This window comes from Pantoea sp. X-Soil-ISGK-285, assembly GCF_059730815.1.
In genome coordinates this window covers 2,518,071-2,538,050 of sequence record NZ_AP035938.1, presented here as the reverse complement: position 1 = coordinate 2,538,050, position 19,980 = coordinate 2,518,071, and the positions used below count along the sequence as shown (strand labels likewise).

21 protein-coding genes are annotated in these 19,980 nt (G+C 61.0%); 19 read left to right on the top strand and 2 right to left on the bottom strand.

From position 1 onward, the window contains the following. Nucleotides 1-217 precede the first annotated feature (217 nt). The 15 genes from fos to phnE (AC6I8B_RS12145) all read left to right on the top strand — a co-directional run bounded on the left by fos (nucleotide 218) and on the right by phnE (AC6I8B_RS12145) (nucleotide 12,174). Nucleotides 218-616, top strand: a complete 399-nt coding sequence (gene fos / locus AC6I8B_RS12215) for a fosfomycin resistance glutathione transferase (RefSeq protein WP_157352469.1) — start codon at nucleotides 218-220, stop codon at nucleotides 614-616. A gap of 239 nt (nucleotides 617-855) precedes the next feature. After that, nucleotides 856-1,569: a phosphonate metabolism transcriptional regulator PhnF gene (phnF, locus tag AC6I8B_RS12210; RefSeq protein ID WP_010247805.1), complete on the top strand. Its 714-nt coding sequence runs from the start codon at nucleotides 856-858 to the stop codon at nucleotides 1,567-1,569. Further along, nucleotides 1,569-2,015 carry a phosphonate C-P lyase system protein PhnG gene (gene phnG / locus AC6I8B_RS12205; RefSeq protein WP_010247802.1) on the top strand — a complete coding sequence of 149 codons (447 nt, stop codon included), beginning with the start codon at nucleotides 1,569-1,571 and terminating at the stop codon, nucleotides 2,013-2,015. The genes phnF and phnG overlap by 1 nt, the downstream gene beginning before the upstream one ends. Then, nucleotides 2,015-2,590, top strand: coding sequence for a phosphonate C-P lyase system protein PhnH (phnH, locus tag AC6I8B_RS12200; protein ID WP_022624940.1), 576 nt, complete (start codon nucleotides 2,015-2,017; stop codon nucleotides 2,588-2,590). Before phnG ends, phnH begins: the two co-directional genes overlap by 1 nt. After that, entirely contained in the window at nucleotides 2,590-3,666 is a 1,077-nt protein-coding gene (locus AC6I8B_RS12195; RefSeq protein WP_157352468.1) for a carbon-phosphorus lyase complex subunit, read from the top strand. The genes phnH and AC6I8B_RS12195 overlap by 1 nt, the downstream gene beginning before the upstream one ends. Further along, nucleotides 3,659-4,507 (top strand): alpha-D-ribose 1-methylphosphonate 5-phosphate C-P-lyase PhnJ, encoded by an 849-nt coding sequence (locus AC6I8B_RS12190; protein ID WP_010247794.1) that lies wholly within the window; start codon nucleotides 3,659-3,661, stop codon nucleotides 4,505-4,507. Before AC6I8B_RS12195 ends, AC6I8B_RS12190 begins: the two co-directional genes overlap by 8 nt. Then, a complete protein-coding gene (gene phnK / locus AC6I8B_RS12185) occupies nucleotides 4,497-5,258 on the top strand; it encodes a phosphonate C-P lyase system protein PhnK (RefSeq protein ID WP_013358336.1) in 762 nt (253 codons plus the stop codon). The genes AC6I8B_RS12190 and phnK overlap by 11 nt, the downstream gene beginning before the upstream one ends. Continuing rightward, the gene (gene phnL, locus AC6I8B_RS12180; protein ID WP_022624938.1) at nucleotides 5,259-5,972 is read left to right on the top strand and encodes a phosphonate C-P lyase system protein PhnL; all 714 of its coding nucleotides are present in this window, start codon (nucleotides 5,259-5,261) and stop codon (nucleotides 5,970-5,972) included. It begins immediately after the preceding gene. Further along, nucleotides 5,969-7,105 (top strand): alpha-D-ribose 1-methylphosphonate 5-triphosphate diphosphatase, encoded by a 1,137-nt coding sequence (gene phnM / locus AC6I8B_RS12175; protein ID WP_157352466.1) that lies wholly within the window; start codon nucleotides 5,969-5,971, stop codon nucleotides 7,103-7,105. Before phnL ends, phnM begins: the two co-directional genes overlap by 4 nt. Further along, nucleotides 7,105-7,641 (top strand): ribose 1,5-bisphosphokinase, encoded by a 537-nt coding sequence (gene phnN, locus AC6I8B_RS12170; RefSeq protein ID WP_010670885.1) that lies wholly within the window; start codon nucleotides 7,105-7,107, stop codon nucleotides 7,639-7,641. The genes phnM and phnN overlap by 1 nt, the downstream gene beginning before the upstream one ends. Before the next feature lie 65 nt (nucleotides 7,642-7,706). After that, on the top strand, nucleotides 7,707-8,477 hold the full coding sequence (gene phnP / locus AC6I8B_RS12165) for a phosphonate metabolism protein PhnP (RefSeq protein WP_062758074.1): 771 nt from the start codon (nucleotides 7,707-7,709) through the stop codon (nucleotides 8,475-8,477). Nucleotides 8,478-8,555: 78 nt separating this feature from the next. Continuing rightward, nucleotides 8,556-9,386, top strand: coding sequence for a phosphonate ABC transporter ATP-binding protein (phnC, locus tag AC6I8B_RS12160; RefSeq protein ID WP_157352463.1), 831 nt, complete (start codon nucleotides 8,556-8,558; stop codon nucleotides 9,384-9,386). 26 nt (nucleotides 9,387-9,412) lie between these two features. Then, a complete protein-coding gene (gene phnD, locus AC6I8B_RS12155; RefSeq protein ID WP_010247773.1) occupies nucleotides 9,413-10,339 on the top strand; it encodes a phosphonate ABC transporter substrate-binding protein in 927 nt (308 codons plus the stop codon). 93 nt (nucleotides 10,340-10,432) lie between these two features. Beyond that, on the top strand, nucleotides 10,433-11,293 hold the full coding sequence (phnE, locus tag AC6I8B_RS12150) for a phosphonate ABC transporter, permease protein PhnE (RefSeq protein WP_010670882.1): 861 nt from the start codon (nucleotides 10,433-10,435) through the stop codon (nucleotides 11,291-11,293). Beyond that, nucleotides 11,290-12,174: a phosphonate ABC transporter, permease protein PhnE gene (gene phnE / locus AC6I8B_RS12145; protein ID WP_010247767.1), complete on the top strand. Its 885-nt coding sequence runs from the start codon at nucleotides 11,290-11,292 to the stop codon at nucleotides 12,172-12,174. Before phnE (AC6I8B_RS12150) ends, phnE (AC6I8B_RS12145) begins: the two co-directional genes overlap by 4 nt. Here phnE (AC6I8B_RS12145) and AC6I8B_RS12140 read toward each other — a convergent pair. Continuing rightward, nucleotides 12,128-14,743 carry an ATP-binding protein gene (locus tag AC6I8B_RS12140; RefSeq protein ID WP_157352460.1) on the bottom strand — a complete coding sequence of 872 codons (2,616 nt, stop codon included), beginning with the start codon at nucleotides 14,741-14,743 and terminating at the stop codon, nucleotides 12,128-12,130. The genes phnE (AC6I8B_RS12145) and AC6I8B_RS12140 overlap by 47 nt on opposite strands. A gap of 147 nt (nucleotides 14,744-14,890) precedes the next feature. Here AC6I8B_RS12140 and AC6I8B_RS12135 point away from each other — a divergent pair, with 147 nt between their 5' ends. The 4 genes from AC6I8B_RS12135 (at nucleotide 14,891) to AC6I8B_RS12120 (ending at nucleotide 19,168) form a co-directional block, all read left to right on the top strand. Continuing rightward, the gene (locus AC6I8B_RS12135) at nucleotides 14,891-16,405 is read left to right on the top strand and encodes a sugar ABC transporter ATP-binding protein (RefSeq protein ID WP_061703818.1); all 1,515 of its coding nucleotides are present in this window, start codon (nucleotides 14,891-14,893) and stop codon (nucleotides 16,403-16,405) included. Between the two features lie 10 nt (nucleotides 16,406-16,415). After that, nucleotides 16,416-17,396, top strand: coding sequence for an ABC transporter permease subunit (locus AC6I8B_RS12130; protein WP_010247757.1), 981 nt, complete (start codon nucleotides 16,416-16,418; stop codon nucleotides 17,394-17,396). Nucleotides 17,397-17,486: 90 nt separating this feature from the next. Continuing rightward, nucleotides 17,487-18,425 (top strand): ABC transporter substrate-binding protein, encoded by a 939-nt coding sequence (locus tag AC6I8B_RS12125; RefSeq protein WP_010247755.1) that lies wholly within the window; start codon nucleotides 17,487-17,489, stop codon nucleotides 18,423-18,425. Between the two features lie 44 nt (nucleotides 18,426-18,469). Beyond that, complete coding sequence (locus AC6I8B_RS12120) at nucleotides 18,470-19,168, top strand: D-lyxose/D-mannose isomerase (protein WP_497816328.1); 699 nt, start codon at nucleotides 18,470-18,472, stop codon at nucleotides 19,166-19,168. Here AC6I8B_RS12120 and AC6I8B_RS12115 read toward each other — a convergent pair whose 3' ends face one another. Continuing rightward, nucleotides 19,169-19,912 (bottom strand): response regulator, encoded by a 744-nt coding sequence (locus AC6I8B_RS12115; RefSeq protein WP_033758242.1) that lies wholly within the window; start codon nucleotides 19,910-19,912, stop codon nucleotides 19,169-19,171. Nucleotides 19,913-19,980: the final 68 nt, after the last annotated feature.

Here is a 19,980-nt window from a genome sequence, read left to right as displayed (position 1 = left end):
CACCATCAAGCCCGTCGTTCCTTACGTGCAAGCCCGGTCTTCATTATCTGCTCATCGCGTGCCGGCCCCGGCAGTATTGCCCACTCCAGTTTCCTCTTTCCGGGATGGGCCCGGCAGAGATTCAGCAGATATATAAACGGTTGTTAATTCTGTTTGTGTGCAAAGAAATCTGATTCCTGTAAATTAAATTCTTCTGCATTCTGATAAAGAGTTTTACATGCTGACCGGACTCAATCACCTCACACTCGCAGTTAGCAACCTGGCCAGAAGCCTGAATTTTTATACGGAGACCCTTGGATTCATCCCCAAAGCGGCATGGGATCACGGCGCTTATCTTTCGCTGGGTGAACTCTGGCTCTGTCTCTCTGTTGATACCGTCTCTGCTGGAAATGATTACACACACTATGCATTCACTATTGCTGGTGACGAATTTGATGCGTTCGTTGAGCGATTGAGAGCAGCGGGTGTGACAGAGTGGAAGCGCAATAAAAGCGAGGGGAACTCCTTCTACTTTCTGGACCCCGATGGCCACAGGCTTGAGATCCATGATGGCGATCTTGAGAGCCGTATCAGAGCCTGCCTTGCTCAGCCTTATCAGGGAATGACGTTCTTCTGATTGATTGACTCCCGGCCCGGCAGAGGGAATGACCGCTGAAGCGGGGGCTATCACCCCATGCCCGGCGGTTTCCTGCCAGCCACTCACCCTGACAAATACTCCTCATTTTCCAGCCACCACATTCACCTCTCCTTCACCCCCGCGTCACGGTTCTGTCATCTGATCCCCTCAAGCTAACACCATCCCGCAGCGTCTTTTCACTGCGTTCCCACTCTGTAACCCGTGAGGATTTCATCGTGATGGAGTTATCCAGACATCCGACCACTGTCTATCAGGCTGTTGCCGCACAACTGGAGCAGGCGCTGAAAGAGCGCTACCGCTGCGGCGACTATCTTCCTTCCGAGCAACAGCTGGCCGATCACTATGAGGTGAATCGCCACACGCTGCGTCGGGCGGTGGATGAGCTGGTGCACAAAGGGCTGCTGCAGCGCCGTCACGGCGTCGGCATCCTGGTTTTGATGCGCCCTTATGACTATCCGCTGCATGCTCAGGCGCGATTCAGCCAGAACCTGCTTGAGCAGGGCAGTCATCCCACCAGCGAACGGCTGCTGGCGGTGCTGCGTCCGGCCAGCAACGACGTTGCCAATGCGCTGGGCGTGAAAGAGGGCGACAACGTCATTCATCTGCGCACCCTGCGTCGCGCCAACGGCGTGCCGCTCTGCCTGATTAACCATTTCCTCGCCGACCTCAGCTGGTGGCCACAGCTTCAGCAATTTAACAGCGGGTCGCTACACGACTTCTTAGTGGAGCACACCGGCAAGCAACTGGTACGCACCCAGACCCGCATCAGCACCCGCCGGGCGCAGGCCAAAGAGTGTCGGCAGCTCGACATCGCGCTGCATTCGCCGCTGCTCTGCGTGCGGACCCTGAACAAAACCAGTGATGGCGCGGTGGCGGAATACTCCGTCAGCCTGACGCGCGGCGACATGATTGAACTGACTCTGGAGCACTAATGGAACAGCAAACGGATCGCCAGCGCTGGCTGTCGGTGCTGGCGCACAGCAGCGCCGCCTTGCTTGAGACGCACTGGCAGGCGCTTAACCTCCAGCCCGCCTTTACCCTGATCCGTCCGGCAGAGATCGGGCTGACGCGGTTGCAGGCGCGGATGGGTGCCACCGGCAAACGCTTTGTGATGGGTGATGCCACGGTGACGCGCGCGGTGGTGCAGCTCAGCGACGGCACTCTGGGTTACAGCTACCTGTTAGGGCGCGACAAAGCCCATGCCGAACGCTGTGCCCTGCTGGATGCGCTTTTACAGCAGCCGGAAACCCGGCAACTGCTGGAAGAGAAGATTATTACCCCGCTGGCGGCGTGGCGCGATGAGCAGCGACAGCTGCGCGCCCGCGAGATCGCCAGCAGCAAAGTGGATTTCTTTACGCTGGTTCGCGGAGATAACTGATGACTTTACTGGCAAGTTTTAACCATCCGGTGGCGGATGCGCAGCGCGCGTTTCGCCGCATTCTGAAAGCGATGAGCGAACCGGGCGTGATGGTCTCGCTGCCGCTGCAACAGGGCTGGGGCGCACTGTCACCGGCGGCCACGGCGCTGCTGCTGACGCTGGTCGATCAGGAAAGCCCGGTCTGGCTGGATGCGGAAATCGACAACGAACAGCTGCGCAACAATCTGCGCTTCCATACCGGTGCGCCGATCACCACGCAGCAGGATGCGCCTTTTGCCCTGAGCCATGCGGCGGCGCAGCCCGACCCGACGCAGTTCGCGGCCGGTGACAACATTTCACCAGAAAAAAGCACCACGCTGATTATCGAAGTGCCGTCGCTGAATGGCGGCCTGACGCTGCGCCTCTCCGGCCCTGGCCTGCGGGAAACCCGCGCCATCGCGCCACAGCTGCCCGAAAGCGTGCTGGAATATCTGCGCACTCGTCCGCATCCGTTTCCACAGGGCGTGGACCTGATCTTCACCTGTGGCGAAGCGATCATGGCCGTGCCGCGCACCACCGTTGTGGAGGTGTGCTGATGTATGTCGCGGTGAAAGGGGGCGAAAAAGCCATTTCAAATGCCCACCAGTTGCAGGCCGATCTGCGGCGCGGCGATAGAGCGGTAGCCGAACTCGGCTGCGATCAGGTGGCGCAGCAGCTGGGACTGGCGGTGGATCGGGTGATGACCGAAGGCGGAATTTACGATCCTGAACTGGCGGCGCTGGCGATTAAACAGGCCAGCGGCGATCTGGTGGAGGCGATCTTTCTGCTGCGTGCCTATCGCACCACGCTGCCACGCCTGGCGGAGAGCACGCCGCTGGCGACCGGTGCGATGCGCATCGAACGCCGCATCTCGGCGGTCTATAAAGATCTGCCGGGCGGCCAGGTATTGGGGCCAACTTACGACTACAGCCACCGTCTGCTCGACTTCACCCTGCTGGCCAATGGCGAAACGCCCGCCGCGCCGCGTGACGATCGTTCGGTGCCTGATCGGTGCCCGCACATGTTCAGCATGATGAGCGATGAAGGGCTGGCCGCCGCCGAGATGGATGACGGCAGCGAGCCTGTCGATATCACTCGCGAGCCGATGAGTTTTCCCGCCTCACGCGCCGCCCGCCTGCAACAGCTGGTGCGTGGCGACGAAGGCTTTCTGCTGGCGCTGGGTTATTCGACCCAGCGCGGCTATGGCCGCACCCATCCGTTTGCCGGCGAGATCCGCACCGGCACTCTCAGCGTCAGTATCTGTCCCGAAGAGCTGGGTTTTGAGCTGGAGATCGGTGAGCTGCTACTGACAGAGTGTGAAATGGTCAACGGCGTTGCCCACAGCGACGACACGGCGCCGCACTTTACCCGGGGCTATGGGCTGGTGTTTGGCCGCGCCGAACGTAAAGCGATGGCGATGGCGCTGGTGGACCGGGCGCTGCAAAGCCGCGAACAGCATGAGCGTGTTACCAGCCCGGCGCAGGATGAGGAGTTTGTGCTGTCGCACGCCGACAACGTGGAAGCCGCAGGCTTTGTCTCGCATCTCAAGCTGCCGCATTACGTCGATTTCCAGGCGGAACTGGAACTGCTGAAACAGCTGCAGCACGATTATCAGGAGCGCAACCATGGCTGAACTCACCGGCTATAACAACGGCTATCTTGATGAGCAGACCAAACGCACCATCCGCCGCGCCATCCTGAAAGCGGTGGCGATCCCCGGCTATCAGGTGCCGTTCGCCGGACGTGAGATGCCGATGCCCTACGGCTGGGGCACCGGCGGCATCCAGATCACCGCCAGCGTGATTGGCGATCAGGATGTGCTGAAAGTGATCGATCAGGGCGCAGATGACACTACCAATGCGGTGTCGATCCGCCAGTTCTTTAAGCGGGTCAGCAATGCTGCCACCACCGAGCGCACCGCCGATGCCACCCTGATCCAGACCCGGCACCGCATCCCGGAAACGCCGCTGGAAGAGGATCAGATCCTGATTTTCCAGGTGCCGATTCCGGAGCCGCTGCGCTTTATCGAGCCGCGCGAAACCGAAACCCGCACCATGCATGCGCTGGAGGAGTACGGCATCATGCAGGTGAAGCTGTATGAAGATATCGCCCGCTACGGCCACATCGCGACGACTTACGCCTATCCGGTCCGGGTCAACGATCGCTATGTGATGGATCCATCGCCCATTCCCAAATTCGACAACCCGAAGATGCACATGATGCCCGCGCTGCAGCTGTTTGGTGCCGGGCGTGAAAAACGCATCTACGCCTTGCCGCCTTACACCCGCGTGGAAAGCCTGGACTTCGACGATCATCCGTTCACCGTGCAGCAGTGGGATGAACCCTGCGCGCTGTGCGGCTCGCGCCATAGCTATCTCGATGAGGTGGTAATGGACGATCAGGGAACGCGGATGTTTGTCTGCTCCGACACCGACTTTTGCCATCAGCAGCAGGAACAGCAACATGCACAGTGAACAGCCGCTGCTTGCGGTGAACCAGCTCACCCACCTTTATGCGCCGGGCAAAGGGTTTGAGCAGGTCAGTTTTGATCTCTGGCCCGGTGAAGTGCTGGGCATTGTCGGCGAGTCCGGCTCCGGTAAAACCACGCTGCTGCAGAGCCTGTCGGCGCGTCTGACGCCGCAGCAGGGCAGCATCCTCTATCAGAATCGCGACCTCTATCAGATGAGTGAAAGCGATCGCCGTCGCCTGCTGCGCACCGAATGGGGCGTGGTGCATCAGCATCCGATGGACGGTCTGCGTTCACAGGTCAGCGCGGGCGGCAACATCGGCGAACGTCTGATGGCGACCGGACAGCGCCACTATGGCGACATCCGCGCCGAGGCGAGCCGCTGGCTGCAGGCGGTGGAGATCGATGCCGGTCGCATCGACGATCTGCCCACCACCTTTTCCGGCGGTATGCAGCAGCGGCTGCAGATCGCCCGGAACCTGGTGACGCAGCCGCAGCTGATGTTTATGGATGAGCCGACCGGCGGACTGGATGTGTCGGTGCAGGCGCGACTGCTGGATCTGCTGCGGACGCTGGTGCGCGAACTGAATCTGGCGGTGGTGATTGTCACCCACGATCTCGGCGTGGCGCGACTGCTGGCGCATCGCCTGCTGGTGATGAAGCAGGGGCGGGTGGTGGAGAGCGGTCTGACTGACCGCGTGCTGGACGATCCTCATCATCCTTACACTCAACTGCTGGTCTCTTCGGTGCTCAATTAAATGACAACTATCACTCCGCGCCTGCGGGTAGAGAATTTGTGTAAAACCTTTGTGCTGCATAACCAGAACGGCGCGGCGCTGCCGGTGCTGCACAACGCCAGCCTGACGGCAGGCGAGGGCGAATGCGTCGTGCTGCACGGTCACTCCGGCAGCGGTAAATCCACACTGCTGCGCGCGCTTTACGGCAACTATCAGCCCGACAGCGGCCATATCCGGGTCGCGCATCAGGGCGAGTGGATCGACATGGCGCAGGCATCGGCGCGCCAGATTATCGCCCTGCGCCGCGACACGCTGGGCTGGGTCAGCCAGTTTCTGCGGGTGATCCCGCGCGTGCCGACGCTGGAGATTGTGATGCAGCCGCTGCTGGAGCGCGGCGTCGAGCGCGCCTTCTGTGAGGCGCGTGCCGCCGAACTGCTGACCCGGCTCAACGTGCCGCAGCGTCTCTGGTCGCTGGCCCCGTCCACTTTCTCTGGCGGAGAGCAGCAGCGCGTGAATATCGCCCGCGGCTTTATCGCCGACTATCCAGTGCTGCTGCTGGATGAACCCACCGCCTCGCTCGACAGTGTCAACAGCGAGGCGGTAGTGAGCTTAATTGAACAGGCGCGCGCCCGTGGTGCCGCCATCGTCGGTATTTTTCACGATCGGGCGGTGCGCGAGCGGGTAGCGGACCGGCTGCACCTGATGCACCCAATCGAGACAGGAGCGCAGGCATGATCATCAATAACGTCAGACTGGTGCTGGAAAACGAAGTGGTAACCGGATCGCTGGAGTTTCGCGACGAGCGCATCAGCAGCTTCAGCGAAACCACCAGCCAGCAGCCGGGCGCGCTGGATGGCGAGGGCGCCTGGCTGCTGCCGGGTCTGGTGGAGCTGCACACCGATAACCTCGATAAGTTTTTCACGCCGCGTCCGAAAGTGGACTGGCCGGCACACTCGGCGATGAGCAGCCACGATGCGCTGATGGTCTCCAGCGGCATTACCACGGTGCTGGATGCGATTGGCGTCGGGGATGTGCGCGACGGCGGGCACCGGCTGGATAACCTCAGCAAGATGATCGACGCCATCCGCGACAGCAACCGCAAAGGACTGAACCGGGCCGAGCATCTGTTGCATCTGCGCTGTGAACTGCCGCATCCCACCACTGCGCCGCTGTTTGAAGCGCTGATGGGCACGCCGGAGCTGGCGCTGGTGTCGCTGATGGACCATTCACCGGGCCAGCGTCAGTACGCGTCCCTGACGAAGTATCGCGAATATTATCAGGGCAAATATCAGCTCAACGACGCGGAGATGGATCAGTTCGAGCATGACCAGCTCACCCTGGCAGCAGCATGGTCACAGCCCAATCGTCAGGCGATTGCCGGACTCTGCCGGGAACATGGCATCGCCATTGCCAGCCACGATGATGCCACCGCGGCGCACGTTGAAGAGTCTCATGCCGCGGGCAGCCGCATCGCGGAGTTTCCTACCACGCTGGAGGCGGCACGCGCCTCGCGTTATCGCAATATGCAGGTGCTGATGGGCGCGCCTAACATCGTGCGCGGCGGCTCGCACTCCGGCAACGTCGCTGCCTGGGAGCTGGCGTCACACGGCCTGCTGAATATTCTCTCGTCTGATTACTACCCGGCGAGCCTGCTGGATGCGGCGTTCCGGCTGGCAGATGATGAGCGCAACAGCCTCGGCATGGCGCAGGCGATCTCACTGGTCACCTGTAACCCGGCGCGCGCCTTAGGGCTCGAAGATCGCGGGGTAATCGCCGAAGGCTGCCGCGCCGATCTGGTGCTGGCGCATACCGCACACGGCTACCCACACGTGCGGCACGTCTGGAGCAAAGGCCGGCAGGTGTACTGATGGCGCGGCTGATCTGGCTCACTGGTCCTTCGGGTTCGGGTAAGGACAGCCTGCTGGATGCGCTGCGGGCAGCACCTCCGCCACGGCTCCTGATCGCCCATCGCTACATTACCCGCGCCGCCGATGCGGGCGGTGAAAACCATGTGGCGCTGACCGAGGCGGAGTTTGCCCGCCGCGCCGCGCTGGGACTGTTCGCGGTGAGCTGGCAGGCGCACGGTTTCAGCTATGGCATTGGCTGTGAGACGGAGCAGTGGCTGCTGCGCGGGCAGAATGTGGTGGTGAATGGTTCGCGGCTGCATCTGGCGCAGGCGCAGGCCCGTTTCGGCTCGCAGCTGCTCCCGGTCTGTCTGCAGGTCACACCCGCCGTGCTGGCAGCGCGGCTGCGCCAGCGCGGACGGGAAGATGAGGCGGAGATCGCCCGGCGGCTGGCGCGCGCCGCACAGCCACAGCCCGATGGCTGCCTTATCCTCAACAACGACGGCGCGCTGGCGGATACCGTGTGCCTGCTGCGTCAGATACTGGAGGCGCATCAATGACACTCTCTTATCCTGGCACCGGCGGTGACAGTCCGGCATCGACATCCGCTACCAAAGGCGCATCAATGAAACTCACTTTTCTGGGTACTGGCGGGGTCACTGCCGCACCGCTGCCGGGCTGCGACTGTCGCGCCTGTCAGCGTGCGCAGCTCAACAGCGGCTACGCGCGTGCACCCTGCAGCGCGCTGATTGAGTTTGGTCGCGAGCGCATCCTGCTGGATGCCGGCTTGCCGCTGCTGGCGTCGCGCTTCCCGCCCGGCACGCTGACGCGCATTCTGCTGACCCACTACCACATGGATCATGTGCAGGGGCTGTTTGCACTGCGCTGGGGAGTGGGTGCGCCGATTCCGGTCTGGGGTCCACCCGATCCGCGAGGCTGTGACGATCTCTATAAACATCCTGGCCTGCTCGATTTCCGTCCCGCCTTAACGCCGTTTGTAGCGCACGCCTTTGGAGAACTGCAGGTCACGCCGTTGCCGTTGCAACACTCGAAGCTGACGCATGGCTATCTGTTCGACTGGCACGGCACCCGGCTCGCCTGGCTGTGTGATACCTGCGGGTTGCCACCCGACACCGCCGACTTCCTGCGCGGCCAGCCGCTGGATCAACTGGTGATTGACTGCAACGATCCGCCGCGCCCAGAGCCGCGTAACCATAATGATGTGACCCAGGCGCTGGCGATAGCAGAGATGCTCCAGCCGCGTCAGACCTGGCTCACCCATCTCAGTCATGAGATGGATAACTGGTTAGCTGAGAACCCGTTGCCGGACGGCGTGCTGGCTGCCCGTGACGGCCAGACATTGCTGTGCGGCGCGCACTGGCCTGTCACGGTTTGATCATCTGACTGTCATCTCGTGTTCATCGCGTCACGCCTTAATAACCCGCAGAACGCAATCAGCGATGACGGAGAAACCATGGCACAGGCACTTCTGAAAACGGTGGTCGACAACGACCTGCCACCGGCCAGCCTTAGCGGACAAAAAGTGTTGTCGGTGCAGAAACTGAGAAAAGCCTACGGCGACACTCAGGTGCTGGATCAGGTCAGCTTCGACCTGCACGCCGGTGAGCTGGTGGCGGTGATTGGCCGCTCTGGCGCAGGTAAATCGACCCTGCTGCACATGCTCAATGGCACGATTGAAGCGACTTCCGGCGCGATTATCAGTCTGCATCATGGCGAAGCGGATCGTAACGTGGTTACGCTCAACAGCCGCCAGCTGCGCGAATGGCGCAGCCAGTGCGGCATGATCTTTCAGGATTTCTGTCTGGTGCCACGCCTCGACGTGCTGACCAACGTGCTGCTGGGCCGTCTGAGCCAGACCGGCACGCTGAAATCCTTCTTCAAAATTTTTTCCGACAACGACCGGGCGCACGCTATCGAACTGCTGCAGTGGATGAACATGCTGCCGCAGGCGCTGCAGCGGGCGGAAAACCTCTCTGGCGGGCAGATGCAGCGTGTGGCGATCTGCCGTGCCCTGATGCAGAACCCCAAAATCCTGCTGGCCGATGAGCCGGTGGCGTCACTCGATCCCAAAAATACCAAGCGCATCATGGATGTGCTGCGTCAGGTCAGCGAGCAGGGCATCAGCGTGATGGTCAACCTGCACTCGATTGAGCTGGTGAAAAGCTACTGCACCAGGGTGATCGGCATTCAGCGCGGCGTGGTGCTGTTTGACGGCCATCCTTCAGGACTGACCGACAGCCTGCTGCACCAGCTGTACGGCGATGAACTTAACCAAATCCATTAACTTCCACAGCAAGAGAACAACCCCGAATGAAACTGACTTCTTTAGCACTCCTGACCAGTGTAATGGCGTTTGGTGTCAGCGCAGCGGATGCGCCGAAACAGCTTAATCTGGGGATTCTGGGCGGTCAGAACGCCACCCAGCAGATTGGCGATAATCAGTGTGTGAAGACCTTCTTTGATAAAGAGCTGGGTGTGGATACCCAGATGCGCAACGCCTCCGACTACTCTGGCGTGATTCAGGGTCTGCTGGGTGGCAAGATTGATATGGTGCTGAGCATGTCGCCAGCCTCGTTTGCGTCGGTCTACATTCAGGACCCGAAAGCGGTGGATGTGGTTGGCATTGTGGTGGATGACAAAGATCAGTCACGCGGCTACCACTCGGTGGTGATCGTCAAAGCGGACAGCCCGTACAAAAAACTGGAAGACCTGAAAGGGAAATCTTTCGGTATGGCCGATCCCGACTCGACGTCCGGCTTCCTGATGCCGAACCAGGCATTTAAGAAGATGTTCGGCGGCTCAGTGGATGACAAATATAACAACACCTTCTCCAGCGTCACCTTCTCCGGCGGCCATGAGCAGGACATTCTGGGCGTGCTGAACAACCAGTTTGATGGCGCAGTGACCTGGACCTCACTGGTCGGTGACTACAACAGCGGCTATACCTCTGGCGCGTTTGGCCGTCTGATCCGCATGGACCATCCTGATCTGATGAAGCAGATCCGCATTATCTGGCAGTCACCGCTGATCCCCAACGGTCCGGTGCTGGTCAGCAACAAGCTGCCCGCTGACTTTAAAGCGAAAGTGGTGTCGGCAATTAAAAAGCTGGATAAGGAAGATCACGCCTGCTTCGTGAAAGCGGTGGGCGGCGAGCAGCATATCGGTCAGGCGACGGTCGCCGATTATCAGAACATCATCGATATGAAGCGCGACCTGATGAAAGGCAGCCGCGGCTAAATCCAGCCACTCCTTACCTTCTCCGCTCAGGCGGGGAAAGCGGGACGCGGCAAACTCGCCTGCGTCCCGCTGCTTTAGCGCCGGAGATCCCCTTTGACCGAATTCGAACACTACTACCAACGCATCCGCCGCCAGCAGAAACGAGACACGCTGCTCTGGTCACTGCTGCTGGTGGCACTCTACCTGGCGGCGGGCAGGGTGGCAGAATTTAATCTGCTTACCGTCTGGCAGTCGCTGCCGCACTTCTTTGACTACCTGCACGAAATCCTGCCGGTGCTGCATCTGCCGCTGCTGTTTGCCGACGGCAAAACCGAAGGCTCGCTGGCTTACTGGGGCTATCGCCTGCCGATCCAGCTGCCGCTGATCTGGGAAACACTACAACTGGCGCTGGCTTCGACGCTGGTGGCGGTGGCACTGGCCGCGGTGCTGGCCTTTTTCGCCGCCGACAATACCCAGACGCCGGTCAGCGTGCGGATGACGATTCGCGCCTTTGTCGCCTTCCTGCGCACCATGCCGGAGCTGGCGTGGGCGGTGATGTTTGTGATGGCCTTTGGCATCGGGGCGATCCCCGGTTTTCTGGCGCTGGCGCTGCACACCGTGGGCAGCCTGACCAAGCTGTTTTACGAGGCGATTGAGTCGGCGTCGGATAAGCCGGTACGCGGCCTGGCCGCCTGCGGAGCCAGCAAGCTGCAGCGGATGCGTTTCGCTTTCTGGCCACAGGTTAAGCCGGTCTTTCTCTCCTACAGCTTTATGCGGCTGGAGATTAACTTCCGCTCCTCAACCATCCTTGGGCTGGTCGGCGCGGGCGGCATCGGCCAGGAGCTGATGACCAACATCAAACTGGACCGCTACGATCAGGTCAGTATTACGCTGCTGCTGATCCTGATTGTGGTGTCGCTGCTGGATACGCTCTCCGGCCAGCTTCGTCGCCGTGTGACAGGAGACAGGACATGATAAGCACCGTTCCCGATATCGCGCTAATGAAGCAGCAGCATCGTGAACTCTTCGCCGCACAGCCGCGCTATCTGCGTCGCCTGGCGCTGATGACACTGGCGGTGCTGCTCTATTACCTCTTTTTCTTTTCGGTGTTTGGTCTGGAGTGGTCGCGTTTGCTGATGGGCTGCCAGCAGCTGGGGCGCTATTTCCTGCGGATGTTTGTCTGGCACGACTTCCTGAACTGGCCGTTTGGCTACTATCTGTCGCAGGTCGGCATCACCTTAGGGATTGTCTTTGCCGGCACGCTGACTGCCTCGCTGCTGGCGCTGCCGCTGTCGTTTCTGGCGGCGCGCAACGTGATGCACAGCCGAACCGCGAAACCGCTGGCGTTTCTGATGCGCCGTCTGTTTGACGTGTTGCGCGGCATCGACATGGCGATCTGGGGGCTGATCTTCGTCCGGGCGGTCGGCATGGGGCCGCTGGCCGGGGTGCTGGCGATTATCCTGCAGGATGTCGGTCTGCTCGGCAAACTCTACGCCGAAGGGCACGAAGCGGTGGAGCGTTCACCGGGTCGCGGACTGGGCGCCGTCGGCGCCAACAGCCTGCAGAAACACCGCTTCGGCATCTTCACCCAGTCATTCCCGCAGTTTCTGGCGCTGAGCCTTTACCAGATAGAGTCCAATACCCGCTCAGCGGCGGTGCTGGGCTTTGTCGGTGCCGGGGGCGTCGGCCTGGTTTACGCTGAGAATATGCGCCTGTGGAACTGGGATGTGGTGATGTTCCTGACGCTGATTCTGGTGGTGGTAGTGATGGTGATGGATGTGATCTCCAGCCGCCTGCGCAAGCGCTACATCAGTGGGAAGCCGGTGCCGTTGTGGCAGCCTGCTGCGCGCGATTAAGCCGTTCGCTGCGCTGCCAGGCGCGCTGTAACGCCTGCACCAGCTGTGCCTGCTGCCAGGGTTTCGCCAGCCGTTCGCACAGCGGCAGCGTCACCGGCTGGTGGCGCAGGTCCTGACCGCTGATGAGCAGCGTCGCCAGCTGCGGCCAGTTCTGCTGCGCCTGGCGGATCACCTCCGCGCCGTTAATCTCGCCGGGCAGCATCAGGTCGCTGATCAGCAGGTCGATATCGGGTGTCTGGCGCAGCAGCGCCAGCGCCTCTTCACCGTCACCACACTCCAGCGTCAGATAACCCAGCTGATGCAGATGCTCACAGAGTGTCTGGCGCACCGCCGGTTCATCATCCAGCACCAGCACCAGCCGGTTACTGGCCGCCGCAATGTCCGTCTCAATGTGCACAGGCGATGGCGGGGCGATCACTGCGGCGACGGCGGCTTCCGGCGCGCGTGGCAACAGCAGCCGCACCGTGGTGCCCTGGCCTGGCGCGGTTTCCAGCTCGATCTGGCCGCCAGACTGCCGTACAAAACCATAAACCATCGACAGGCCCAGCCCGCTGCCGCTGCCGGTAGCCTTGGTAGTAAAAAAAGGCTCAAACACCTGCTCACGAACCCCGGCCGACATGCCGCAGCCGTGGTCTATCACCTCGATTGTGACCCTGTCACGCTTTTCATCCCCCTCCAGACGACGCTGATTCCAGATGCGCAGCCGGATTTCACCGCTTTGCTGATGCATCGCATCGCGGGCATTCACCACCAGATTCATCAGCGCATTCTCCAGCTGGCTGGCATCAATCCAGGCGGGCCAGCCGGGACGCTGCGCATCAATAATCAGCTGCTGGCCGGGCAGCAGCGAGTGCTGCAGCAGCCCCTGCAGATTATCCACCAGCGTCACCACCGACACCGCACGGGGATAGAGAGCCTGCTTGCGTGAGAACGCCAGCAGGCGCTGGGTCAGCTGGGCAGCGCGATCGGCCGCCTGTCGCGCCCGATCAATCCGGCTGGCCAGCGGGCCGGGCGTCAGCTGGCCTTCGGTCAGCGCCAGACTGCCGATAATCACCGCCAGCAGATTGTTGAAGTCATGCGCCAGTCCGCCGGTCAGCTGGCCGACCGCCTTCATTTTCTGGCTGTGCTGCAGTGCCTCCTCCAGCGTTTTACGCGAGGTCCGGTCCAGCACGGTATTGACCATACCGCGCCGCGGGATTGGGCTGAAGCGCAGCTCCAGCGTACGACCATCGGCCAGCCGGATCTCCTGCGGTTCACCGGGATCGTGCAGATCCACCGCCAGCGGCGCCAGCAGTTGCTGCCAGGGAACGCCGCGATGCAGTTCATGCGGCGCGATGCCGAGCAGCTCCGCATACTGGGCGTTCCACACCACCAGCTGACCGTTGTTATCAAACAGCGCAAAGCCGTCGCGCATCGCCAGAAAGGTGGATTCCAGCTGATTACTCTTCTCTTTCAGCAGCCGTGAGGTGTGAGCCAGCGAGGCGGTATTACGCGCAAAGACGTTAAATGCCCGCGCCAGCTCGCCCAGCTCGTCGCGGCGTTGCAGCCCTGGCACGCTGACGTTCTGCTCGCCCTGCGCCAGCCGAGTCATGGCCCCGGCAATCGCCGTCAGGCTCGACCCGAGATTGCGGTAGATGTAGATACCGGCATAGCCGGTGATCGCCAGCGCCAGCAGCGCAAACAGCGCGATAAAGCCGATGATGGAATCCAGCTCACGGTGGGTCGCCAGGGTGCGCGCCTCACTCTGTAACGCCACCTGCTGCACCGAGGCGCTGATATCTTCATTCAGCATTGCCACCAGCGCTTTAATCCGGTAGGTGGCATAGGCGATCGCCAGGTCGCTCTGCTCCAGCGCCTCTGCCAGCGGCAGCAGGCGCTGCTGGGTGGCCAGCAGTCGCTGCACGTTTTCGCCGGTCACGCCCGTCAGCGGCACGTTGCGCCACTGCGCCATCACCTGCTGGAGCTGTTCGATGACGGCGATGGGCGAGGGTGTGCGGATCGCGATGGTGATCAGCCGTTCGGTTTGCTCCCGCAGCGCGGCATCCGGCAGCGTCCGCTGTTCCCGCTGCACCAGCTGGTCGATATGGCTGAGCAGAATCTGTGTCTGCCACAGGTCGCTCAGCATGTTGTTGCGCTGCAGATGACGCTGGTGGCCGGTCAGCAGCAGGCTGTTAATCGTCTGTTCCAGCATCAGGCTGCGGGCGCGGATCCGGGCGATGCGCTCCGGCTGACGTGCCGCCAGCGGCGCACTGGCCAGCAGGCTCAGCGACTGCTGCAACGCCTGCTGATTCTGCTGCAGCCGCTGTGATTCGCTCTGATACTCCAGCGCGCCCACCACCTGTGACAGCCGCACTGCCGCTGTCGCCACGTTGGCGGTATCCCGCGCCAGCGCCAGGCTGCCGTTCATGTCGGCCAGGGTCTGCGCCTGCGCCTGCTCCTGAATCGCCCCGGCATGACGAAAGCCCAAGATCGCCACCACGCTGACCATCAGCGTGACCGACACCACCAGCAGATTGAACATCAACAGGCGTCCACGCGCCCCGGCCTGCCACGGATAAGTGCGCTGCATCCCACGACCTCTTATTCACTGCAACGATGGGCCGAGTATAGGAGCGTGCAGGCGGGCGTTTATGACAAATATGAACGGCCGCTGACATTTTCCGTTTATCTGGCGTTGCTTTACTGACGGCTATCCACAGTCCGCAGGAGCGAGGCGATGACAGCCACACCGATACTGGAAATGCGGGGAATTACCCGGCGCTTCGGCAGTTTTTATGCCCTGAAGGGCGTCGATCTCACGGTTTATCCCGGTGAGGTCCACGCGCTGATGGGGGAGAACGGCGCGGGTAAAAGCACACTGATGAAAATTCTGGCCGGTGCCTATACCGCCAGCAGCGGGGAAATTTTAATTGAAGGCAAGCCCTGGGCGCTGAAAGGGCCGAAAGAGGCACTGGCCGCCGGGATCACCCTGATTTATCAGGAGATCAACCTGGCACCTAACCTGACGGTGGCGGAGAACATTTTTCTCGGCAGCGAAATCGCGCCCGGCGGGCTGGTCAGGCGGCGGCAGATGGCCGAAGAGGCGCAGCGGGTCATTGACCGGCTCGGCGCGCAGTTCAGCGCCTGGGATCTGGTCAGCCGTCTGAGCATCGCCGAGCAGCAGCAGGTGGAGATCGCCCGCGCGCTGCAGCGCAACAGCCGCATTCTGGTGATGGATGAGCCGACCGCCGCGCTCTCCAACCGCGAAACCGAACAGCTGTTCGCGCTGATCAAACGGCTGCGCAGCGAAGGCATGGCGATCATCTATATCAGCCACCGCATGGCGGAGGTATATGAGCTGTCCGACCGCGTCAGCGTGCTGCGCGACGGGGAGTATGTGGGCAGCCTGACCCGTGACCAGCTTAACGCCAGCGAACTGGTGCGGATGATGGTCGGACGGCCGCTCAGCGACCTGTTTAACAAAGACCGTGCTATCCCGCTGGGCGATATCCGGCTGGCGGTCAATCACCTTACCGACGGCGGCAAAGTGCATCCCAGCAGTCTTGAAGTGCGGGCCGGAGAGATTGTCGGCCTGGCCGGGCTGGTGGGCGCAGGCCGCAGCGAACTGGCACAGCTGATTTTTGGCGTGCACAAGCCGAAAGAGGGCGAGATCTGGATCGATGGCGAGAAGGTCACCATCCATTCACCGCGCGATGCGATTGCACGCGGCATCGGTTTCCTCACCGAAAACCGCAAAGAGCAGGGACTGTTTCTGGAGATGGCGGCGCAGGAGAACATCGTGATGGCGACGCTGGAACGTGACGCCAGTTACGGGATGCTGAACCGCCGCAAAGGGCAGACCATCGCCAATGAGGCGATCGCTTCACTCAATATTCGCGTTCCTCACGCTCAGGTCCGGGCGGGCGGTCTGTCGGGCGGTAACCAGCAGAAGCTGCTGATTTCACGCTGGGTGGCGATTGGCCCGCGCATCCTAATCCTCGATGAGCCGACGCGCGGCGTCGATGTCGGGGCGAAAAGTGAGATCTACCGGATGATGCAGGAGATGGCGCGGCAGGGTGTGGCGATTCTGATGATCTCCAGCGAACTGCCGGAAGTGGTCGGGATGAGCGACCGCGTTTACGTGATGCACGAAGGCACCATCGTCGGTGAGCTGGAGGGCAGCCACATCAGTCAGGAAAATATTATGACGCTGGCAACCGGTGCGCATAGCGCGTCAGCAGGCGAAATTTAAGGAGACCACCATGACACAACTGGCCCGCACCAAAGCACCGACGCTGAAACGCGCCCTGATGGGCGATCTGCTGCAAACGGTGGGTATCCTGCCGATTCTGATCCTGATCGTGGCGATATTTGGTTTCGTCACGCCGAACTTCTTTACCGAAGCAAACCTGCTCAACATTACCCGTCAGGCGTCGATTAACATCGTGCTGGCGGCGGGCATGACCTTTGTGATCCTCACCGGCGGCATCGACCTGTCGGTGGGGTCAATGCTGGGGACCACCGCGGTGGTAGCGCTGGTAGCGTCGCTGGATCCGATGCTGGCTTCCATGACCATTCCGATGGCGCTGGGCGCAGGCCTGGTGATGGGGCTGTTCAACGGCATCCTGGTCGCCTGGGCCGGGTTGCCGCCCTTTATCGTCACGCTTGGCACCTACACCGCGCTGCGCGGAGCCGCTTACCTGCTGGCGGATGGCACCACGGTAATCAACTCCGATATTAACTTTGAGTGGATCGGCAACGGCTATCTCGGACCGGTGCCGTGGCTGATTGTGATTGCCTTTGCAGTGATCGCCATCTGCTGGTTCATCCTGCGCCGCACCACGCTGGGCGTCCATATCTACGCGGTCGGCGGCAATATCCAGGCGGCGCGTCTCACCGGGATCAAGGTCGGAATGGTGCTGCTGTTTGTCTACGGCATGAGCGGCCTGCTGTCGGGGCTGGGCGGTCTGATGAGCGCCTCGCGGCTATACAGCGCCAACGGCAACCTTGGGGTGGGCTATGAGCTGGATGCGATTGCGGCGGTGATCCTCGGCGGTACCAGCTTTGTCGGCGGCATCGGTACCATCACCGGCACCCTGATTGGTGCACTGATTATCGCCACGCTGAATAACGGCATGACGCTGATGGGGGTCTCCTATTTCTGGCAGCTGGTGATCAAGGGCGCGGTCATCATCATCGCGGTTCTGATCGACAAATACCGTACCCGTCATCATGTGAGTTGAGTCTTAAAAGGGCGGCTGTGCCATTTCACCTCCGCCACCTAAAAAACGCCATTAAGTGGTTGGCACCTTGAAAACAGCAGGAGAAGGTCTATGCGTTTTAATCCGATTGTAACCGGGCTGCTGGCGGCGACGCTGTTCAGTACCGGCCTGGCTCAGGCAAAAGAACTCAAATCTATCGGCGTAACGGTCGGCGATCTGGCAAACCCCTTCTTCGTGCAGATCACCAAAGGCGCAGAGATGAAGGCGCGTCAGCTGGCGGGCGATAAGGTGAATGTGACGCTGGTCTCCAGCGGCTACGATCTCGGTCAGCAGGTGGGCCAGATTGATAACTTTATTGCGGCCAAAGTCGACATGATTATTCTCAACGCCGCCGACTCCAAAGGGATCGCCCCGGCGGTGAAGCGGGCGCGTGATGCCGGTATTGTAGTGGTGGCGGTCGACGTGGCGGCCGATGGCGCGAATGCGACCATCACCTCCGATAACACCGAGGCGGGCGCGATGGCCTGTAAATATATTGCTGACCGCCTGAAGAACAAAGGCAACGTGGTGATCATCAACGGACCACCGGTCTCTGCGGTGCAGAACCGCGTTGAAGGCTGTATGACCGAACTGAAAACCCATCCGGACATCAAGCTGCTCTCTTACAACCAGAACGCCAAAGGCAGTCGTGAAGGCGGACTGGAAGTCATGACCGGTCTGCTTTCTGCCAATCCAAAAATTGATGCGGTGTTTGCCATCAACGACCCCACAGCGATTGGTGCAGACTTAGCGGCGAAACAGGCGCAGCGCAGTGAGTTCTTTATCGTTGGCGTCGATGGCTCGCCGGACGGTGAAGAGGCGCTGAAGCGCAAGAATTCACTGTTCGTCGCGACGCCTGCGCAGGACCCGCAGGTCATGGCCGCCAAAGCGGTCGAGATTGGTTATGACATCCTGCAGGGCAAACCGGCACCGGACAAACCGGTGCTAATCCCGGTGAAACTGATCGATCGTAATAATATCGGCAGCTACCAGGGCTGGACGGTGAAATAAGCTTTAGTGCGGCACCTTTAGGGTGCCGCTCTCAGGAGGCCACCATGCAACGTTCAGAGGTTAATTATTACCTGCAACATACGCGCGAGTTTTTCCGACAGCAGGATGTGCATCTGCCGCCGTGGGCCGATTTCGATGTGAGCCAGTGGCGGGCTCAGGATCGTGAGGTAGCGCAGGAGATTCTGGCGTTGCGGCTGGGCTGGGATCTCACCAGTTTTGGCGCAGCTGATTTTCTGCAGACCGGGCTGACGCTGTTTACTCTGCGCAACGGTTCACCAGGCGGGCAGCCGTGGCATAAACCCTACGCCGAGAAAATAATGCATGTGCGGGAAGGGCAGCAGACGCCGATGCACTACCATCCGCGCAAGATGGAAGACATCATTAATCGCGGCGGCGGGAATCTGATTGTCGAACTGCATAACCGCAACGGTGACGGGCTGGCTGACTCGCTGGTGGCGGTGTCGCTGGATGGCCTGCGCCAGACCCATGCCGCCGGTTCACAGCTACGGCTCTCACCGGGTGAAAGCGTGACGCTGGAGGCGGGCATCTGGCACAGTTTCTGGGGTGAAAGTGGCTTCGGCGACGTGCTGGTGGGCGAGGTGTCGATGACCAACGATGACGAAAACGACAATGTGTTTCTGACGCCGCTGGCTCGTTTCAACCCACTGGAGGAGGATGAAGCGCCGCGCTGGCTGCTGTGCAACGATTACGCGCACTGGCTATCCTGCGCGCGGCAGGCGTAATCAGGCAATCTGACTGGCACGCGTTGTCGAATCGGGTTTCACCACATCGGCTGAAAAGACATAACCCAGCCCGCGAATGGTGCGGATCAGGTCGGGCTGGTGCGGGTTGATTTCGATTTTACGGCGCAGCCGCATGATCAGCACGTCGATGGTGCGATCAAACACGTCGAGACTTTCGCTATGGGTCAGCTCCAGCAACTGATCGCGGGTCAGCACTTTTCGGGCGTGGCGAACCAGCGCGCGTAACAGGCTATATTCCCCCTGGGTCAGCGGCACCAGCTCGCGCTGCGGATTAAACAGCTGGCAGCGGCCATCGTCCAGTTGCCAGCCGCCAAAACGCCAGCCCTCCTGTTCAGGGTCGGCCTGGGCAATGCGTCCGCTGCGACGCAGGGCCGCCCGGGTTCGCGCCACCACCACGCGTGGATTAAAGGGTTTGGCGATGTAATCATCTGCGCCCATCTCAAGGCCCACCACCATCTCCGCTTCAGAACCCATACCGGTCAGCATAATCACCAGCACTTCGGGTCGCTCACGCTGAAGCTGCTGCAACACCAGTAGCCCGTTGGTATCGGGCAGCATCATATCCAGCATCACCAGCGAGATCTCAGGGTGCTCGCTGAGCATCGATAGCGCCTCGCGTCCCTGATGACAGCGGTAGACCGTTAACAGATGTTCACTTAACGCATCCTGCAAGACGTCGCAGACTGCAGGATCATCATCCACCACCAAAATTGCTGGCTTCATTGCGCGGCCTCAATGTTACGAAAGAGTTAATTCAGGAGTCTACACAGGCCAGAAAAGGTTGCTGAGGC

Coding starts and splice junctions, on each gene's coding strand:
- AC6I8B_RS12125 (WP_010247755.1), top strand. CDS start 17,487: ATGCGTTTTAATCCGATTGTAACCGGGCTGCTGGCGGCGACGCTGTTC.
- phnH (WP_022624940.1), top strand. CDS start 2,015: ATGACTTTACTGGCAAGTTTTAACCATCCGGTGGCGGATGCGCAGCGC.
- phnF (WP_010247805.1), top strand. CDS start 856: ATGGAGTTATCCAGACATCCGACCACTGTCTATCAGGCTGTTGCCGCA.
- AC6I8B_RS12130 (WP_010247757.1), top strand. CDS start 16,416: ATGACACAACTGGCCCGCACCAAAGCACCGACGCTGAAACGCGCCCTG.
- AC6I8B_RS12190 (WP_010247794.1), top strand. CDS start 3,659: ATGGCTGAACTCACCGGCTATAACAACGGCTATCTTGATGAGCAGACC.
- phnE (WP_010247767.1), top strand. CDS start 11,290: ATGATAAGCACCGTTCCCGATATCGCGCTAATGAAGCAGCAGCATCGT.
- phnN (WP_010670885.1), top strand. CDS start 7,105: ATGGCGCGGCTGATCTGGCTCACTGGTCCTTCGGGTTCGGGTAAGGAC.
- fos (WP_157352469.1), top strand. CDS start 218: ATGCTGACCGGACTCAATCACCTCACACTCGCAGTTAGCAACCTGGCC.
- phnK (WP_013358336.1), top strand. CDS start 4,497: ATGCACAGTGAACAGCCGCTGCTTGCGGTGAACCAGCTCACCCACCTT.
- phnD (WP_010247773.1), top strand. CDS start 9,413: ATGAAACTGACTTCTTTAGCACTCCTGACCAGTGTAATGGCGTTTGGT.
- AC6I8B_RS12135 (WP_061703818.1), top strand. CDS start 14,891: ATGACAGCCACACCGATACTGGAAATGCGGGGAATTACCCGGCGCTTC.
- AC6I8B_RS12120 (WP_497816328.1), top strand. CDS start 18,470: ATGCAACGTTCAGAGGTTAATTATTACCTGCAACATACGCGCGAGTTT.
- AC6I8B_RS12195 (WP_157352468.1), top strand. CDS start 2,590: ATGTATGTCGCGGTGAAAGGGGGCGAAAAAGCCATTTCAAATGCCCAC.
- phnL (WP_022624938.1), top strand. CDS start 5,259: ATGACAACTATCACTCCGCGCCTGCGGGTAGAGAATTTGTGTAAAACC.
- phnG (WP_010247802.1), top strand. CDS start 1,569: ATGGAACAGCAAACGGATCGCCAGCGCTGGCTGTCGGTGCTGGCGCAC.
- AC6I8B_RS12115 (WP_033758242.1), bottom strand. CDS start 19,912: ATGAAGCCAGCAATTTTGGTGGTGGATGATGATCCTGCAGTCTGCGAC.
- phnM (WP_157352466.1), top strand. CDS start 5,969: ATGATCATCAATAACGTCAGACTGGTGCTGGAAAACGAAGTGGTAACC.
- phnC (WP_157352463.1), top strand. CDS start 8,556: ATGGCACAGGCACTTCTGAAAACGGTGGTCGACAACGACCTGCCACCG.
- phnP (WP_062758074.1), top strand. CDS start 7,707: ATGAAACTCACTTTTCTGGGTACTGGCGGGGTCACTGCCGCACCGCTG.
- AC6I8B_RS12140 (WP_157352460.1), bottom strand. CDS start 14,743: ATGCAGCGCACTTATCCGTGGCAGGCCGGGGCGCGTGGACGCCTGTTG.